At 56.1% G+C, this 18,140-nt stretch carries 11 protein-coding genes; 3 read left to right on the plus strand and 8 right to left on the minus strand.

All coding sequences use genetic code 11. The annotated features are described in order from the left end of the window. Positions 1-101: 101 nt before the first annotated feature. Complete coding sequence (locus AC2FJF_RS18995; RefSeq protein ID WP_496726736.1) at positions 102-551, plus strand: NUDIX hydrolase; 450 nt, start codon at positions 102-104, stop codon at positions 549-551. Between the two features lie 9 nt (positions 552-560). Here the strand turns inward: AC2FJF_RS18995 and AC2FJF_RS19000 are convergent, their stop codons facing one another. Continuing rightward, positions 561-1,379 (minus strand): sulfotransferase family protein, encoded by an 819-nt coding sequence (locus AC2FJF_RS19000; protein ID WP_109311313.1) that lies wholly within the window; start codon positions 1,377-1,379, stop codon positions 561-563. A gap of 144 nt (positions 1,380-1,523) precedes the next feature. Between AC2FJF_RS19000 and AC2FJF_RS19005 the strand changes: the two genes are divergently transcribed. Beyond that, positions 1,524-3,101: a DUF5928 domain-containing protein gene (locus AC2FJF_RS19005; RefSeq protein ID WP_496726737.1), complete on the plus strand. Its 1,578-nt coding sequence runs from the start codon at positions 1,524-1,526 to the stop codon at positions 3,099-3,101. A gap of 45 nt (positions 3,102-3,146) precedes the next feature. On the opposite strand, the gene amaB is transcribed toward AC2FJF_RS19005, so the two are convergent. Next, positions 3,147-4,643 (minus strand): L-piperidine-6-carboxylate dehydrogenase, encoded by a 1,497-nt coding sequence (gene amaB / locus AC2FJF_RS19010; protein WP_496726738.1) that lies wholly within the window; start codon positions 4,641-4,643, stop codon positions 3,147-3,149. A gap of 18 nt (positions 4,644-4,661) precedes the next feature. Further along, the gene (locus AC2FJF_RS19015) at positions 4,662-5,768 is read right to left on the minus strand and encodes a saccharopine dehydrogenase family protein (RefSeq protein ID WP_496726739.1); all 1,107 of its coding nucleotides are present in this window, start codon (positions 5,766-5,768) and stop codon (positions 4,662-4,664) included. A 417-nt stretch (positions 5,769-6,185) separates the two neighbouring features. On the opposite strand from AC2FJF_RS19015, the gene AC2FJF_RS19020 reads away from it, so the two are divergent. Beyond that, positions 6,186-9,812 (plus strand): flavoprotein, encoded by a 3,627-nt coding sequence (locus AC2FJF_RS19020; RefSeq protein ID WP_496726740.1) that lies wholly within the window; start codon positions 6,186-6,188, stop codon positions 9,810-9,812. Here the strand turns inward: AC2FJF_RS19020 and AC2FJF_RS19025 are convergent. The 5 genes from AC2FJF_RS19025 to AC2FJF_RS19045 all read right to left on the minus strand — a co-directional run bounded on the left by AC2FJF_RS19025 (position 9,809) and on the right by AC2FJF_RS19045 (position 18,023). Then, positions 9,809-10,972, minus strand: coding sequence for a hypothetical protein (locus AC2FJF_RS19025; RefSeq protein WP_496726742.1), 1,164 nt, complete (start codon positions 10,970-10,972; stop codon positions 9,809-9,811). The two genes, AC2FJF_RS19020 and AC2FJF_RS19025, sit on opposite strands and share 4 nt — an antisense overlap. 16 nt (positions 10,973-10,988) lie before the next feature. Then, complete coding sequence (locus AC2FJF_RS19030; RefSeq protein ID WP_496726743.1) at positions 10,989-14,252, minus strand: adenylate/guanylate cyclase domain-containing protein; 3,264 nt, start codon at positions 14,250-14,252, stop codon at positions 10,989-10,991. Positions 14,253-14,384: 132 nt separating this feature from the next. Next, a complete protein-coding gene (locus AC2FJF_RS19035; protein WP_496726744.1) occupies positions 14,385-16,094 on the minus strand; it encodes an ABC transporter ATP-binding protein in 1,710 nt (569 codons plus the stop codon). Between the two features lie 4 nt (positions 16,095-16,098). Continuing rightward, on the minus strand, positions 16,099-17,049 hold the full coding sequence (locus AC2FJF_RS19040; protein ID WP_058273051.1) for an ABC transporter permease: 951 nt from the start codon (positions 17,047-17,049) through the stop codon (positions 16,099-16,101). Next, positions 17,046-18,023 (minus strand): ABC transporter permease, encoded by a 978-nt coding sequence (locus tag AC2FJF_RS19045; protein ID WP_496726745.1) that lies wholly within the window; start codon positions 18,021-18,023, stop codon positions 17,046-17,048. The genes AC2FJF_RS19040 and AC2FJF_RS19045 overlap by 4 nt, the downstream gene beginning before the upstream one ends. Between the last annotated feature and the right edge of the window lie 117 nt (positions 18,024-18,140).

Below are 18,140 nucleotides of genomic sequence, written 5' to 3' on the forward strand. Positions count from 1 at the left end.
AACCACCCAAACTGCAATAACTTCAAAGGTCTCGCTAGTTCGTTTAGCGAGACCTTTTTCTTTTGTATTCAACGACATCCATGGCCCAATCGGTGACAAGTATGACATTCTGGCGCCCGCATAACGGTATCCGTGTCAAAGCCATCGGCTTGCATTGGCGGTGGGACCGCCTTCTTGCTGCCGAAGTCCCAAATGACGACGGTCGCATCAAGGGTGTTCGCCCTTTGGGCGGATCGGTCGAATTCGGCGAAACATGGCGTGACGCGCTGAAACGTGAGTTCCGGGAAGAGCTCGATGTGACAGTTGAAGTCAGTGGGCAACCGCTGGTGATCGAGAACCTGTACCAGCATGAAGGGCATCAGGGACATGAGATCATCTTTGTGGCCGAGATTCAGTGCCCCGAGCTTTTGAATTGGCCCGACGCGCCCATTTCATTCACCGAAGACAATGGCCTGAATTGGACGGCAGGATGGTTCAGTCTGGATGCTCTGGATATCGGCGGTCCAGAGCTATACCCGACCGGCCTGAAAGAGCGCCTGATCGATCGCTGATCCGTTCGTCTAATCGCCCAGCTTGGCGTGAACTTCGTCCAGATCAATCTCACCGATTGGCATCTTGTTGCCCGGGTTTTCAAAATCGTATTTGAACAGCTCGAAATCGTGTTTGTAGATCTCGTAGACCAGGTGCATCGAAAGATCGTCAAAGTAGTCCTCGACCGGATGCGCACGTTTGGGCCCGTGGCCTTCGGATTCATTGAATCGCGGGATTTCGGACAAATTCACAGCGTGCGGTGTCTCTAACCGATCAAGGACACTTTGCATTCCTTCATTGAACTGCTCAGTCCAGAAAATCTGATCGTACTGCCCACCATTCACGATGAAGGTCGAGACATGGCCGGACATGGCCGACCAGTGAATGTCAGGGTCCATCGGACGGCGCCAGCGGATCGTATCACGTGCAAACAGCAAAAAACGGCGGAAACTGGCGATCTGATCGAACTCACCCTTGCCATCGTCGCCGCCAACTTCGATCCCGTAATTATAGATAAGCGTCGGCACCAGATTGCCCCGATACCGCTTGCCATTGCGCTGAATGCCGCAGATCTTGTCAAAGAATGAGCTTAGAATTCGGGTGTAGGGGTTGCGCACGCACGTAAAGGCCAGGGATTTGTGGTCCCGCACATTGCCCGAGATCTGATCCTGACTTGGGCCGAAGGCCCATTTGTGCATCCCGTCCTTCGCGTCATGGATATCACCGTCAAAAAACTGCCCGTGATCCGAATAAAACATGATCTGACCAATGGTCGAACAGGCGCATTTCGGCACCACACGGTAAACCATGCTCTCGCTTTCGGTCATCCATGTTCCGGGAAAACCCATCTGCTGTGCCTCCTTTGCTGATCTGGTCTCAATATTGACGCGCCAGCATTTGAAACCAAAAAACCAAAAATATTCTATTTATTCAATCGCTCATCCTCAGTATCACGGTTGGAAACGGGCAGAAACGGAAAACAATAGGCCAATATGGCAAGAATTGCCTACATTTTGCTATGTCACAAAGACCCTGACGCGATCATCGCGCAGGCAGAGCAATTGACCGCAGCCGGGGATTGCATGGCGATCCACTTTGACGCGCGGGCCAGTGCGACTGCTTACGCACGCATTCGCGAGGCTTTGAGAGACAATCCAAATGTCACCTTTGCCGCCAAGCGAATCAAATGCGGCTGGGGCGCGTGGTCACTGGTTCAGGCCACGCTGAATGCCCTGCAGGCCGCTGTGGATGCGTTTCCCCGCGCCACTCATTTCTACATGGTGTCGGGTGACTGCATGCCGATCAAATCGGCTGAGTACATCCACGACTTTCTGAACCAGCACGACGTTGATTTCGTCGAAAGCCATGATTTCCTGGAAAGCAACTGGATCAAGACCGGCATGGTTGAGGACCGGCTTATCTATCGGCACTATTTCAACGAACGGACACAGGCCAAGCTGTTTTACGGGTCGTACAATCTGCAAAAACGGTTTGGTCTGACGCGCGAGATTCCGTCAGACGTTCAGATAATGATCGGCAGCCAATGGTGGTGCCTGCGCCGCAGGACCATCGAAATGATTCTGGATTTTCTGCAAAAGCGCCCCGATGTAAAACGGTTTTTCTCGACCACCTGGATTCCGGACGAGACCTTTTTTCAGACTTTGGTGCGCCATCTGATCCCCAAGACTGAGATCGACAACCGCACGCCCACATTTCTGATGTTCTCGGATTATGGCATGCCTGTGACGTTCTACAACGATCACTATGACTTGCTGCTGTCCCAAGATTACTTGTTCGCCCGCAAGATCAGCCCCGAAGCCCATGAACTGAAGGACAGGTTGGGTCAGATGTACGCAACCGAAGGGATGACGTTTCACATCTCGGACGAAGGCCGCAATCTTTACAGCTTTCTGACCGGGCGCGGCCGGGTGGGGCGACGTTATGCGCAGCGGTTCTGGGAGGCGGGCAATTCCCTGGGCCCTGAGCGCGAAGTGTTTCTGATCGTGAGCAAGAAATGGCATGTTGCCAAACGGTTGGTGGACCAGATCGTCTCGGAAACCGACATTCCCTGCGTCGAATACCTGTTCAACGAAGAAGACACTTCTCTGCCTGATCTGGGTGGCATTGAATCGTCTCTGGCCAAGCGCACGCGGCACCGGCGCGCGGTGGCTCGCATGCTGTTTGAAAGCTTTGGTTCCAACAAGCTGGTCTTGTGCGTGGATCCCGCAGATCTGGATATCATTCAGGATTTCTGCTCGGTTCAGGCCCGCAGCCATGTTCTTGAAATCGAGTGCGAGTATTCCGACGACTATCTGATCGGTCACGCTCGCCGGGTTGGGTTGGCCGGGGACAGCAGTCCTCGGGAAACCGTGGCCCGTCTGATCCCGGCGCTGCGCAGTTCACTGGTGCACGAATCAGAATTGATCCGCGAGGCAGAGTTTGACGGATACCTGCGTATCCGCGAGACCAACTCAAATATTGAGAATGAGACCGCGATTGCCGAGTTTCTGGGCGTGTCGCTGGACAAGGCTCAAGCCATCATGAGCCTTGATTATCTTTTTGCCGATTAATCTGAAACGTCAAGCCGCGCTTTAAGGCGCCGCTGGATAACTGGTTCAGATGTCGAACTTGACGCCCTGCGCCAAGGGCAGCTCAGCCGAGTAATTCACAGTGTTCGTCTGACGACGCATGTAGGCTTTCCACGCGTCCGAGCCGCTTTCGCGCCCACCGCCAGTTTCCTTCTCACCGCCGAAGGCTCCGCCGATCTCGGCACCTGACGGGCCGATATTGACGTTGGCGATGCCGCAATCCGACCCGGCTGCGGTCAGGAACTGCTCGGCCTCGCGCATGTTCAAGGTAAAGACGCAAGAAGACAGGCCTTGCGGGACGTCATTCTGCAGCTCAATCGCATCATCAAAATCGTCATAGCCCATGACGTAGAGGATGGGCGCAAAGGTTTCGGTTTTTACCACCGCCGTCTGGCCTGGCATTTCGACAATGGCCGGTTCCATATAGACACCCGCAGGCACACCCTCGGTTACGCGACGTCCACCGTGCACGGTGCCACCTTCGGCCTTGGCAGCCTCAAGCGCTGCGGTCATGGCCCTGCCCGAGGCTTCGTCTACCAACGGGCCAATCAACGTGCCTTCGACCAGTGGGTTGCCGATGGGCAATCCCGCATAGGCCTTTTTCAAACGGCCCACTAACTCCTCGCGGATCGAGTTATGTACGATCAGGCGGCGCAGCGTGGTGCAGCGCTGACCGGCCGTACCGACGGCCGAGAACACAACCGCACGGACAGCCATTTCCAGATCGGCCGAGGGGCCAACGATCATCGCGTTGTTGCCACCCAGTTCTAGAATGCACTTGCCAAAGCGTTGCGCCACGATGGGCGCGACGGCGCGACCCATACGGGTGGACCCTGTGGCCGAGATAACCGGAACGTCTTCGCTTGCGACCAAAGCCTCGCCCAGCGCCGCACCACCGATCAGGGTTTGCAGCAGATTGTCCGGCGCATCGCCAAACCGGGCCAGCGCGCGTTCAAAAATCTTCTGACACGCCATCGCGGTCAGCGGAGATTTCTCGGACGGCTTCCAGATCACCGGGTCACCACAAACCAGCGCCAATGCCGCATTCCACGACCACACCGCAACCGGGAAGTTGAAAGCCGAGATCACGCCAACCGGACCTGCCGGATGCCACGTCTCCATCATTCGGTGCCCAGGACGCTCGGACGCAATGGTCAGGCCGTACAATTGACGCGAAAGACCAACGGCAAAGTCGCAGATGTCGATCATCTCTTGCACTTCACCCAAGCCTTCCGAGGTGATCTTGCCAGCCTCCCAGCTGACCAGAGCACCCAGATCGTCCTTGGCGGCGCGCAGTTCCTCTCCCAACAGGCGGATCAGCTCACCCCGGCGCGGGGCCGGTACTGTCCGCCATTCTTTGAACGCCGTTTTAGAACGGGCAAAGATGGCTTCCATGTCGGCAACGGGCGTCTCATGCACGTCGGCCAATACGCTGCCATCAATCGGAGACGTCACTTTGAGCGTGCCGCCGGTCAGTTCGGCCTCGGTCAGATCCAGATTGGCGAGGGTTGTTTGGGCTGTCATCACGATGTCTTTCATATCTCAGGCCGCCTTGTTCTGTTCGGTTACGTCGCCGGCGCGATAGAGCCGGCCAAATTCGGTGTTCAGGAAATCGGACAGGTTCACCTGTTCCTGCCGGACAAAGCCCTTCGCAGGCAGCGCGCCGGTCCGCATCAAATCAACCACACCCAGAACGCCTGCGGCTGTGGTGACCTGAATGGCGCTCCAGACCTGTCCGTTGATCGTGCGGGCAAAGCTCTTGTTGATCAGGGATTTCTCGCGCAGCGCGCCGTCGATCATGCCCTTTGCGGTGCAATAGACCAGCACCACATCCTGATCGGTGCGCGGCAGCGCGGTCTCAAAAATATCCTTCAGCAGATCGCGGCGATGTTCCAGGCCAAGGTCCTTGAGAAGCAGTTTCAGGATATCGCAATGGCCCGGATATCGGATTGAGCGGTAGGACACCCCCCGCGCCTTGCCGTCCAGTGTTTCGGGCAAAGTGCCCAAACCGCCTGAGGTGTTGAAACATTCGTACTCCACCCCGTCATGGCCAAGCAGCTCATAATCCTCCAACGGAGCGGTTTTGACTCGTTCACCATTCACAATGGCATCGCAAGGGTTGCAGTATTCGTTGATCAACCCGTCCGTGGACCAGGTCAGATTGTATTTCAATGCGTTGGTCGGATAGAGCGGCAGCGCCCCCACCCGCATATGCAGGCTGTCGATTTCATCGAACTCTGCTGCCAGCGATGCCCCTGCGATACCGACAAAACCCGGAGCCAGGCCACATTGCGGCATGAATGCAGTTTCACTGTCCTGCGCCAGTTCGCGCACGGCATTGGTGGCCGCGACATCTTCGGTCAGGTCAAAGTAATGCGCGCCAGCGGTCTTGGCCGCCTTGGCAATCTTCGGCGTCAGAAAGAACGGGGCCGCCGAGATCACGGCATCGAACTCACCCAGACCTTCGGTTAGTTGCGCTTCGTCGCTCACATCGATTTGCCGGGTCGAAATGCCCTGCTTGTTCAATGCTGATAACGCAGCCAAATCCCGATCCGCCACCGTGACCGAGTAGTTGGCCGATGACTTCAGCAAGGTCGCAATCATCTGACCGATCTTGCCTGCTCCGATGACACAAATGTTCCAGCTCAAAACGCGCCTCCTCTTTCATTTTTAAAAGTATGAGGCCGCTTCTGTCCGAAACGCAGGGGCAATCTTGACGAAATCGCGGTCATACCTGTCATATTGACGGAGATCTTGTCAATTTGCCGTGTTACCTGTGCGACCCTCCGCACTTGGCGGTACGATGAACGACGTGATCACCCCATGGCAGCAACGCAATTGGTCCAATCAACAACGTCAGTGATTTTTATATTCAGATATTATACAGTGCGCTCAATTGGACCCTTTTGTTCGCGCATATCAATGTGTTCAATCGGTCCGCCCAGCGCGGGAAATTACGTCAGGCCGGTTTTCTATTCTGTATGACCGATGGGTGCCTGACCCAAAAACAAGCTACTGCGTTGGGTCTTTGACAATTTTCACGCCGAAGTTCAGGGGGGACAAGACGTGCCTAAAGATCCAATTGAAAGCTCTCAATCATTCAATCCATCCCAAGACGATCTGAAATTGATAGATGAGGTCCTGCCATCCAAAGATCCATCAGTCATTCATTCGAAATTAGAATTCTACGAAGTATCCGAAGAAACGGTCCTGCCCTCAGAGGGTATGTTTGTGGTCCTTGGCGGCATGGTTCAGCTAAGGCAGGACAAAGCGGTTTTGGCGACCGCAGACAGCGGGGATTATTTTTACGAAGAACATCTCGAAATCGAGGACATTCCCGTCAGTCTTCAGGCGCTGGCCACCCCGGGCACCCGATTGGCCTATCTGCCCAAACACCAATGGAAGGCAATCCCGAAAAAGATCAAAGACGCCTGTGAAGATACGCTGTTTGGCGATCTGGTCAGTGTGCATCTGAAGAACTATCAACAGCCGATCAATTGCTGCAGCGTGACCGCCGCAGCCCTTAGCATGTCGGCGCTTGGATTCAGCTACGAAGTCAATGACATCTTTCGCGAATGCGGCTTGCCGACCTCGTTTGTCGTGAACGACGGAATATCGCTGGGCGAGCTATTCGATGTCGCCTGCACATTCATCCATACCCAGGACCTGCGCGATGTCATTCAGGTGCAGGCCTATTTCATGGATGAGGCCACGACATCCGTGGATCTGTTGCTTGAGGCAATAGACGAATCCAATCGGCTGGGGGGGAAAAACGATATCCTTGTGGCGAACTTTCAAGTCGGTGTCGCACATGGCAAGGAAAATATGCCGGGCGGCCATTTTGCCATTATCGCAAAGTGCAACCCCAGCACCGGCCTTGTGCATATGATGGACGTTCACCCGGAAAAGTACGGCAAGCTATGGGTGACAACCATCGATCGGTTGTGGGCCGGGATGACGGACCGCGATGGGACCTCGATGCGATCACGGGGGATGCTGCGGTTTTCGGCACGGGACGCTGTCAAAACATACCTGCAAACCCTGAAGCAGGACTGCAATTATGTCGACAGTACGGAATACCTGGCCAAGGACCCCAAAAAGCGGCGTAACCTGTTCCGACGGGCCAGCCCGAACATGAACTCGATGGGCGTTCTTGCCGAAAGTCTGGCCATCCTTGGGGATGAACAGGTTGACGAGGATAAACTGCTGAGGGCAACGCAAACCGATCTGGCCGAGGCGCTTAGCCGCGTGTCAACAGCCCGGCAAATGCACGCGATGGCGCAACGGTACCTCAGCCAGGAACCGGACGTGCATCTGGGCAGCACTTTCCGCAGCTACGCCAATCGTTCGGACAAAAGCATCAAATCACCCGAAGACTGGTTCCGCCACCAATTGCTAAGCCTGAACGATGACAAAGGTCGTCACCTGATGATCAATATCGATTTCAACAAGGTACTGGGGTCTGAGGTCATTCGCCCCCCGAAGAATGCGTTCCGCGAAACGGCCCTGTTGGAGGAGTTCTGGTGCCTGTGTATCGCATATAAAGAGGCCACCGATATGGTGACGGTTGTGGACATGAGCCCCGCGACCTCACAAGTCTGGCAAGCGCCACGCGGACATTTGTTCCGCGGTCTTCGGGACATTACGAAACCTGCGTTGCTGGTAATCGAAGAACGTGAAGCCCCAAAAGATCCGTCCGACGTAGACCATATCACCGAAAAAAACCCGCTTGTTCTGTTCTATGCGGATGAAGACCCCTGGTCCTACATGCTGCGCAGTATTCTGGCCAATATCGGCATCACCGACATCAAGCTGGTTGATGTCGAGGGGCACGGGGCAAATGTCATGAAAATGCGCAGGCAATTGATCGCTAGAACCGGCAAGGAAACGGTTCCATATCTGTTTTTCCAGAATGTGTTTCAGGGCACGCGCAAGGACATCGTAGACAGAATTCTTAATGGTCAATTTCAAAAAGACATCAAGAAGGCCGGATTGCCGGTTCTGCTGCGCAATGAATCTCCCAGCCTGGACAAGAACATCTTTGGCTATCCCAAGGGTGGGCTGACCGATGCCCCCAGCGAAAAACGCAACGTATTGCTGTGTGCCTGCGGGTCTTCTGCCGCAGACAAGGTGCCGCAACTGGTAAAGAAAATTACCTCCGCTGGCCACAACGTGAAACTGATCCCGTCGGTTTCCGCTGAGAAGTTCTTTCGCGATATCGAGATCGAAAAGGGCGTCGAGATTGAACGGGGGTACGAGCCGGAAAAGGTCGAGGACTATATCTCGCACAACGACTATTACCGCGACGACGACGAATGGAACTTTCGATACACCAAGTTCGGCATGCCGCTGCGCGCCTCGCACCTTGCGTTGTGTGACTGGGCCGATTGCGTGATCGTGGCGCCCGTGACCTGCAATACAATGGGTAAGATCGCCAATGGGATTGCCGACAACCTTCTGACCTCGGTCTTTGTTGCCTGGCAGTACCGGAACAAACCGGCGATCCTTTGCCCGGCGTGTAACACCAACATGTGGAACAACGTCACAACCCAAAGGAATGTCGAAAAGCTGCGTGATCTGGGTGTTGATCTGGTGGGTCCCCGCAAAGGGCGTCTGTCAAATGGCATGATGGGGATCGGCATGATGGCGACCCCGGACCAGATCATGGAGGTTCTGGACGAAGCGTTCGAAGAACTGGCCGATCAGGAACACAACATCTGCAAATGGGCGCAAGAAGCCGCCGCATCGGATGAGTTCGAACAATGGAATCGTGTGTTCGAGGCGATCGACAATGGCATGGCCGGGATCGACATCGTGGATGACCACAATGGCGACACGCTGTTGCACTACGCAGCAGGCGGCGAAGGCGAGCTGAACGAAAACGGGCAGGACCTGGGCAAACCTGATCTGGAGGCTGCACAAGAGCTGATACGGCGCGGTATCAACGTGAATGCGACCAACGACCATGGGTTTACCAGCCTGCACGTGGCGGTGATGAACAACTCGGTCGAAATGGTCAAAACTCTGCTGGCAGCGGATGGCATTGATGCCAGCGCTTGCATCCATTTCCTGCAAAACGCCCATGACATCGAAGACGCCAAAATATCAAAAGACGTGCTGGCCATGCTGGATGACTGGGCCAACAGCCACACGCTGACCGAGATTGAGGAAGAGGGCGAAGACGATGTGGTTGATGACCGTGAGCGCACCTATCTCTACTTTACCTATGGTTCGTTGAAGAAAGGCTTCCCGAACCACGAAGCCCACGCCGATGTGCTGGATGATTTTGTTGGCAAGGCCGTGACGCGACAGCGAATGCCTCTGATCGTGCCGCATGAGCCGCATTGCGACAATCCGAACTGTGGCTTCCTGCACAGGATGGCCACGCTGGTCGACCAGAAAGGGCGCGGCCATCCAATATGCGGAGAAGTGTATCGGGTGACCTCATCGGGCCTGAAACAGCTAGACCAGCTCGAAGGTTACCACGGACCCGGATCACCCGAGAATGTCTATGTCCGCAAGCGGATCAATGTGCTGATCGACGGTGTGAAAAAACCCGCCTATGCCTACGTGATCGCGCAGCCCACCAAGTATCTGGACCAGTTGGATCAGGGCGTAGCCGGGGTTGTCGGGGAATACACGCTGGACATGGCGACAGGCACACAAAAACCCGGGTGGCAGCCGCCCGCCTAGTTTTGAACCTGTATCCCGGCCTCATCCTTAGGGATGTCCTTGAGGCTGAGGTTATAGGCCGTGATGATCACCATGCACGACAGGACAAAGGGCCAGAAGCAGGCCTTGGGAATCAGGTTGTCTTTATAGTGGATGAACCACAGGGACGGCACGGCCTCGGCCGCAAAGAAGTAGGTGTTTACCGACACCGCCAGCAGCAGGAAATACATCAGGAAAAAGAACGATTCCATGTAGATCACAGGCGATCCGGCAAACCCTTCGCGCAGTTGTACATGCGCCAGCAGGATCACGAAAAACAGGACCGAGCAAGTGCCGATAACACTGGACGTACTGAAATCGTGCCGTTCCACCAGATTGGGGCGTCGCGTGACCGTCATGACGGCCCCGAACAGCAGCATCGTCACAACAATCAGGGGGATCATGTGGACGATAAAAGCATTCGCAAAGTTCCGTTTGATGACGAAATTATAGTGCAGCTCAGGCAGGTTGGTCTGATATTCGTTCTTGCCGATGCCAAGGGTCGTATCCAGATCGGACAGCCGGTAGTCGAAATAGGTGTTTTCACGCTCCCACGTTCCCATGACGATCCGGTTGTCGATGCCAAAGATATCGTTCGGCCCCGTGGCCGGATAGGCCGAAAAGTCAGGGATTAGAGCCACATTTACGTCAAACTCGCCCGGCCAGAAACGGACCCAGACGGTTTTGTGGTCAAACGGATAATTGGTATAGTCAAAGGCCTGGCGCAAGGTCTGTTCAAAATACCAGCCGATCAACTCGGACCCGCCCTGATCTATCCTGTAGGCTTCTTCAATCAGGCCACTCGCTGCCTCGGCAGCTTCCGGCAGGATGAACCCCACTTCGCCTTCGGCTGGTTTGATGGCGTCATGCACACCGTCTTCATAATGCTGCCAGATATAGCCGCTGACATGCACATCACTGGCACCGGTAAAACTGAAGGATTTGATAAATATGCCAGTTTTGACCTGATAGCTTGGCAAATTTGGAAGGTCTTGCAAGTAAGCGTCGACCGACGCCTGATCTGGCAATTGCGTCGGGTCCTCGTCGAAATGGTTCAGTTCAATCCAGAGTTTGAACAGAACAAGGGCCAGACCCAGCGTAACAAAACCCGAGATCAGCCAGACTTTCTTTTCTATGCTCATTCAGCCCCTCACCTGATTAGTCCAGCGGCCCGACCAGCGATTGTTTGATGCCCAGGTTCTGAAACCGCGCCTTCAATTCATCGAAACCCTCATGTGCCGTCAAAGGAATTCCCCAACCCCCACATTCAGCCAGTGTTCGAGCCTGCAGGATCGACAGATCGACCATCGGCAAGGGCTCATCCGCTGTGAAATCGGCCAGGGCATCTGCGTACCGTGTGGCTTCGTCCCACTGCTTGCGCGCCAGCATGACGGCAGCGGCGTCGGTATAGAAATGCAGGTGGCTATGGCCAACACAGCCTTCGGCGATGATCTTCTCGCCAAGCTTTAGGTTTTCATCCTGCGCAGTTGGGTCCTCTTCGGCCATGGCCAAAGCTGACAGCGCTTTTGGTCCGACAAAATTCCGACCGTGCTCAAGGGCAATGTCGACCGCGCGGCGACCGGTTTCGCGCGCCTGTTCCAGCTGCCCGGCATAGACGTGTGTGCGGGCAAGATGTTCAAGCGCCTGCGCCTCGAGGCGTTTTGCACCAACACGGTTTGCGATCTCGGCAGACAGGGTGAAGGCGTCCAGCGCCTGATCTATTTCTCCTAAAAAGGTGTGCGCAACGCCCAAACAGGTCTGCGCAACGCATTCCGGAACAAAGGCAAAATACTTCTGTGACACCTCAATGGCTTCCTGCGCATCCAGCTTTCCTTGCGCTATTTCGCCGGTATAACTACGCGCGACGCTCAGATTGTGCAGGTTTGCGGCCAAGTCACGGACCAAACCCTTTTCCCGCGCCCGTTCGACCGCCTGCGTGTAGAACCCCGTTGCGGTCTGCATCGTGGCATTCATGAAATTGGCGTCGCCAAATCCACTGAGCGCGCCAACTTCAAGTCGTGCGGATTCAAGCTTTCTGGCCAGTGTTAGAGCCTTTTCATTACTCTCAAGCGCCTTTGTCACCTGCCCCAGCGGGAAATATACATTGCCGCGCACATAGTTGATCTGGGCAATGTCGCGGTCAGACCCGCAGCGTTCCGCAGCTGCCTCGGCAATGTCCAGACTTTCCAGTGCTTCCTGGTACAGGCTGGCCTGCCGCGCAGCCTGCGCCAGGCCGATTTGTGCGCGGCAGATTTGTTCATCCGTTTCGGCCAGTTCTGCGGCCTCTTTGAATTCACGCAGGGCATCATTGGACAGACCTTGCAGCCGGTGCGTCTCACCCCGGGCGCAGAACAGATCAAAGCGAACCCCTGCGGGTGCTGGCAGTTCCAGCCCCCGTTCGATCAACGGGCTGGCATCGTCGAACTGAAAAACCTGTATCAGCTTGTCCGCGGCTTCCAGATAAGCCTGGGCTGCATGAGTTGCACCCGCGCGATCCAGATGTTGTGCCCGCAGGGTGGCGTCGCGGTCCTCAAACCAACTCGCGGCCTGACGATGCAGGCGCGCGCGTTCGGATTTCACCAAAGTTGCATAAGATCCGTCGCGGATCAGCGCGTGGGCAAACATCAGATCGGCCTCAGCCTCGCGGATCAGGGCCGAGCGGATCAGGGTCGAGGTATCCAGATGCCCTTCACCCAGAACAAAATTCAAAACTTCGGGCGAGAACCGCTGCCCAAGCACGGATGCCGCCTGAATCGACGTCCGGCTGGTTCGGTCCAGCGAATCCAGACGGGACTGAACAATGCCCTGAATGCTGCCGGGAACGGATTCCTGTTTCAGCACATCGATATTGCGCAATAACTGTTCAAGAAACAGCGGATTGCCTCCGGCGCGTTTCACGCAGGCGTCCAACAGTTCCGGGTCGATCCCGGTGAACTCTTCGACCAGTTGTCGGGCTTGTTCGTCCCCCATCGGCGCCAGTTCCAGCTTGGATATCAGGGCACCATCCGTCGCAAGTTGCCATTCGCGGTCGATCGGATCGCCTTCCACGCGGCTGGTCATTAGCAACACGCAGGGCAGATTGCGCGTCATCGCCGCGATATGGGCGCAAGCTGTCAGGATCTCGGGTGAAGCCCAGTGGATATCCTCGATATGGATCAACAAAGGCGTTTTTTGGCTGCGGGCCGAAATCAGGTCGTCTATAACCTGACGACGCCCCCGCAGACGGGTTGCATTGTCCATCACCGCATAGACCTCGGCCAGACCGGGGTCTTGTTCAAGCTCTAGCAGGGCATTCAGGTGCGCGGCATTCGCCGCTGTTACCCAACCCTTGCTAATTGCATCCTTCGCGACAGATGCACAGGTTTCCGTATCATCCGTCGGCTCCAGCCCAAGAATACTGCGTGTCACGGATTGGATGGCTGAATGCCCCTCGCGCGCGCCGAAATCCATGACCACGCCATTGTGGATGGAATAAGACAGGCTGTCGGCCAGCTCAGCCACCTGTTCCGACAGGTGCGTTTTGCCAATACCCGGCTCGCCCAGTACGATATGGACTTCACCCTTACCGTGCCGCTGGCATCGATCGAACGTTGCCGAAAACAGGGACAGCTCTCGCTCGCGGCCCACAAAGCGATGCCTGCGCGACCGGATGTTGCGCGCCATCCGGTCCAGCCGCCACAACTCAACCGGATCACCAAGGCCTTTGATTGCCTTTTCGCCCATCGACTCACCAACAAAAAGCGGCCCTAACGCACGCTGAATGTCATGTGAAACCAAAGTTTCCCCCGGCGCCGCCATGTCAGTGATGCGCGAGGCCAGGTTCACACCATCACCGGTCACGGTGTATTCCGTATGCGCCTGACTGCCTGTTGTACTGGCAATAACCTGCCCTGATGCAATCCCGATATGGCAGGTCAGCGGAGGGTTCAGGCCAGGCAGAACCGTGTGAATTTCCAGTGCTGCCCGCGCGGCCCGTTCGGTATCATTCGTGTGCGAGATCGGCGCGCCGAACACTGCCATGACCGCATCGCCAATATGCTTGTCGATCCGGCCACCGTATTTTTCGACGACCTTGTCCACCCTGGTGAAAAACGCGTTGAGCAGCGCGTGCATGTCTTCGGCATCCAGTTCGCTGGTCAAACGAGTAAATCCGGTCAGATCGGCGAACATGACCGTTACCTGCCGTTTCGCAGGCTCCAGGGATTCCTGAGGCTGAAATGGCGGGGCAGTTTCGAACGTCTCAAGCTCGGCAATCGCGCGCAAAAGCCGCCGACGGTCGCCGACAGCAGTGACTCCGATTTCGATCAGGTCTTCACCCGTCAAATCGGGTAAAATTCCAAAATCAATTTTGTTATCCAAAAAGGCTTGCGCGTAGTCAGATAATCCAAGTGCGCTTAGCCAGTCCCTAAGGTCCTGAGACATTTCGCCCCTCTGAAGCCCCCAACTCCAAAGACAGACGTAGCACAACAAACCCGGATGAGTCTGCAAAGTTTGAATATTTTAATGTATATGCACACCCAATTGCCCGAGTGACGGGCAATTGGGTCTTTGGAATTAGGTCTCGGCCTCTAGCCCATCCGTCGACAGATCGTCGAGTTTCGGCATCAACCGCAGCAGCTCGCTTGCATATTCGGTCTGCGGGTTGGCGAAGAGTTCGTTGGTTTCCTGCAACTCAACCACCTTGCCCTGCTTCATCACGGCCACCCGGTCGCACATTTGACGTACCACCGGCAGGTCGTGGCTGATAAACAGCAGCGTCAAGCCCAGATGTTCCTGTAGGTCTTTCAGGATGTTCAGGATCTGCGCCTGAATGGACACGTCCAGGGCGCTGGTTGGTTCGTCACAGATCAAGAACCGCGGCTGTGTCGCCAAAGCACGGGCAATCGAAATACGCTGCCGTTGACCGCCTGAGAATTCGTGCGGGAATTTCAGCCCGGCCTCATGGCCCAGTCCCACCTGATCCAGCAATTCGTCCACGCGGCGTTTTACATCGGACCCTTCCATCAGCTTGTGATGACGGATTGGTTCGGCCACGATATCGTCAACCCGCATCCGGGGGTTCAGCGACGAATACGGATCCTGAAAGATCATCTGAATGTTCTTGCGATACGCATCCAACGCGGCCTTGTTGGTCAGATCACTAACCACCTGCCCCTCAAAGGTGATCGTACCGCCATCAACCGGGTACAGCCCCGCGATCATCCGCGCGATGGTAGACTTGCCAGAGCCGGATTCACCCACCACCCCGAATACCTCACCCGCACGAATGTCAAAGCTGACATCGTCAACGGCAGTGAAATAAGTGCGGTCCCACGGCAGCAGGCCTTTGCGCTGCAGGAACTTCTTGGTCAGATTGCGAATCTCGAACACCGGTTTGCTGGTGTCATTGTCCACCTTGGGCCAGTGCCGGGCCATATCGTCGATGGCAAAACGGGTCTCACGCCCGCCATAGCTGATCTGCGGAAAGCGGTGCAGTTTCAACGTGGGGCGCGGGACAGCGGCGATCAGCGACTTGGTGTATTCGTGCGTGGGCTGACCCATGACTTGAGACGTCGGGCCGGTTTCCACCACCTTACCCGCATACATAACCGTCACCTTGTCCGTGGTATCCGCGATCACGCCCATGTCGTGGGTGATCAGGATAACGCCGACCTGCCGTTCTTGCGCCAGTTCCTTGATCAAGTCCAGGATCTGCGCCTGAACGGACACGTCCAGCGCCGTGGTCGGTTCATCCGCGATAATCACGTCCGGCTCGGTGCACAGCGCAAGAGCGATCACAACACGCTGCCGCATCCCGCCTGAGAACTGGTGCGGATATTGGTCCAACCGCGTGTCCGGGTCAGGAATGCCCACCCGGTCGATCAGATCACGGGCACGCTTGTTCGCCTCGGCATCCGTTCCGCCCAGATGGGCCTGGATCGTCTCGGTCAGCTGTTCGCGCACGGTGAACAGCGGGTTCAACGAGGTCAGAGGATCCTGGAAGATCATCGAGATTTTCTTGCCGCGCAGGCCGCGCATTGCGACTGCATCCAGGCCGCTGATCTGGTCACCGCTCAGCTTGATGGTGCCGCTGGCAATCCGGCCAGGCCGGTCCAGCAAACCCATGATGGCCGCTCCGATTGTGGATTTGCCCGCACCGGATTCGCCGACCAGACCGTGGATTTCGCCGGGTTCAACGGACAGGTCCACGTGGTCCACAGCGGTGAACAGTTGGCGGCGCGTCGGGAATTCGACCGTCAGGTCGTTGATCGTCAGAAGGCTCATGTAATCACCGCAGCTTGGGGTTCAGCGCGTCGCGCAGCCAGTCGCCCAGCAGGTTGACAGACAGGGCCAGCGCCAGAAGGGTGCAGGCCGGGAAGAACAGGATCCACCACTCACCCGAGAACAGGAAGCCCTGCCCGATACGGATCAGTGTTCCCAGCGACGGCTGGGTCGGCGGTGCACCCACGCCCAGAAAGCTGAGCGTCGCCTCGGCGATAATCGCCAGCGCCAGCGAAATCGTGGCAATAACCAGAACCGGGCTGAGGACATTGGGCAGTATATGCCGGAACATGATCGGAATTGGCCCGCGCCCGATCAGACGGGCGGCCTGTACGTATTCCTTGTTCTTTTCCACCAGCGCAGCGCCGCGTACGACCCGCGCAAATTGCACCCAATCAGACAGGGCAATCGCGATGATCAGAACATAAATCGCCATCTCGTTGCGGTATTCGGGGGGCGTAACGCCCTTGGCGATACCAAAGATGAGCATCGCAACCAGAATGGCCGGAAAGGTCAGCTGCACATCGGCAATCCGCATGATGAGCGTCTCGACCCAACCGCCAAAATACGCCGCAACCAGCCCAAGGATGACACCGATGATCAGCGCCAGCATCACCGCTGAAACGCCGACAAACAATGAGATGCGCATGCCATATAGAATGGTCGAGAATACGTCGCGTCCCTGATCGTCGGTCCCCAGAAAGAAGGTTTCCTGCGTAAAGGCATTCGGCGTGCCCGGCGGCGTGAAGCCGTTCATCAGGTTCAGTGACGCCGGATCGAACGGATTATAGGGTGCGATAACCGGGGCAAAAACGGCAGCCAGCAAAAGGATCAGCACCACCAGTGAGGCGATCAAGGCAACCGGAGAATGCCGGAAGGACCACGCAAAATCGCTGTCCCAGAACTTGGCAAATCGCGATTTGGTGGGGGCGGTCGGGGTTTCGATGGTATCGGTCATGTGGCCCTCGCGTCGACACGCAGGCGCGGGTCAATGGCATAATAAAGAAGGTCGACGATCAGGTTGATCGAGACGAACATAACCGAAATCAGCATCAGATAAGCGGCCATGACGGGGATATCGACAAACTGGATCGCGTTGATGAACAGCAGGCCAACGCCAGGCCACTGGAACACCGTCTCGGTGATGATGGCAAAGGCGATGATCGAGCCCAGCTGCAGGCCGGTGATCGTGATCACGGGAACCATAGTGTTCTTCAGCGCGTGGCGAAAGTTGATCACCCGGTCCGACAAACCGCGAGCGCGTGCAAACCGGACATAATCGGCGCGTAACACCTCAAGCATTTCCGACCGGACCAGACGCATGATCAGGGTCATCTGATACAGACCCAGCGTAATCGCGGGCAGGATCAGCGCTTTGAGGCCAGAGGCCGTCAGGAAACCGGTGGACCAGTTGCCAATCATAACGGTCTCGCCCCTCCCGAAGCTGGGTAAGAGGTCTAATTCAACCGAGAAAATGTAGATCAACAAGATCCCAATCAGGAAGGTCGGCAGGGACACCCCTATCAGGGAAACGGTCATGATGACATTCGCAGCAATCCCTTGTCGTCGGATGGCTGTGAACACGCCCAGCGCAATCCCCATGGTGATTGCCAGAAAGCCGGAAACAAAAGCCAGTTCCAGCGTGGCCGGCGCGCGCTCGGCTATGATGGTCGAGACAGGACGTCCCTGACGATAAGACACGCCAAAATTGCCTTGAACGGCATTTTTCAGGAACTTGTAGTACTGAACCGGAAAAGGCTGATCCAGCCCCAGTTCAGCCCGCAGCCGGTCGATATCGGCTTGCGTACGCTCCTGACCCAGCATGTTGTCGATCGGATCGCCGACAAACCGGAACATAGAAAATGCGACCAGACCCACGACCAACAGTACGATCACGGACTGAAACATCCTTCGGACGATATATGCGAACATTCACTTTCCCCATTGATCCGCTTCTCTATGCACGCGTCGACCGGATGGTCAAGGTATCGCTAACGGGAAGGTATCAAAGCGATCCTTATTTCCTGCGTCATTGGTTTTAAGCAGGGT

This window comes from Ruegeria sp. CDSB013 (genome assembly GCF_059611165.1).

What these genes read in the sequence shown, in the direction of transcription:
- AC2FJF_RS19025 (WP_496726742.1), bottom strand. Translation starts at nt 10,972, where the DNA reads ATGAGCATAGAAAAGAAAGTCTGGCTGATCTCGGGTTTTGTTACGCTG.
- AC2FJF_RS19030 (WP_496726743.1), bottom strand. Translation starts at nt 14,252, where the DNA reads ATGTCTCAGGACCTTAGGGACTGGCTAAGCGCACTTGGATTATCTGAC.
- AC2FJF_RS19045 (WP_496726745.1), bottom strand. Translation starts at nt 18,023, where the DNA reads ATGTTCGCATATATCGTCCGAAGGATGTTTCAGTCCGTGATCGTACTG.
- amaB (WP_496726738.1), bottom strand. Translation starts at nt 4,643, where the DNA reads ATGACAGCCCAAACAACCCTCGCCAATCTGGATCTGACCGAGGCCGAA.
- AC2FJF_RS19035 (WP_496726744.1), bottom strand. Translation starts at nt 16,094, where the DNA reads ATGAGCCTTCTGACGATCAACGACCTGACGGTCGAATTCCCGACGCGC.
- AC2FJF_RS19005 (WP_496726737.1), top strand. Translation starts at nt 1,524, where the DNA reads ATGGCAAGAATTGCCTACATTTTGCTATGTCACAAAGACCCTGACGCG.
- AC2FJF_RS19040 (WP_058273051.1), bottom strand. Translation starts at nt 17,049, where the DNA reads ATGACCGATACCATCGAAACCCCGACCGCCCCCACCAAATCGCGATTT.
- AC2FJF_RS18995 (WP_496726736.1), top strand. Translation starts at nt 102, where the DNA reads ATGACATTCTGGCGCCCGCATAACGGTATCCGTGTCAAAGCCATCGGC.
- AC2FJF_RS19000 (WP_109311313.1), bottom strand. Translation starts at nt 1,379, where the DNA reads ATGGGTTTTCCCGGAACATGGATGACCGAAAGCGAGAGCATGGTTTAC.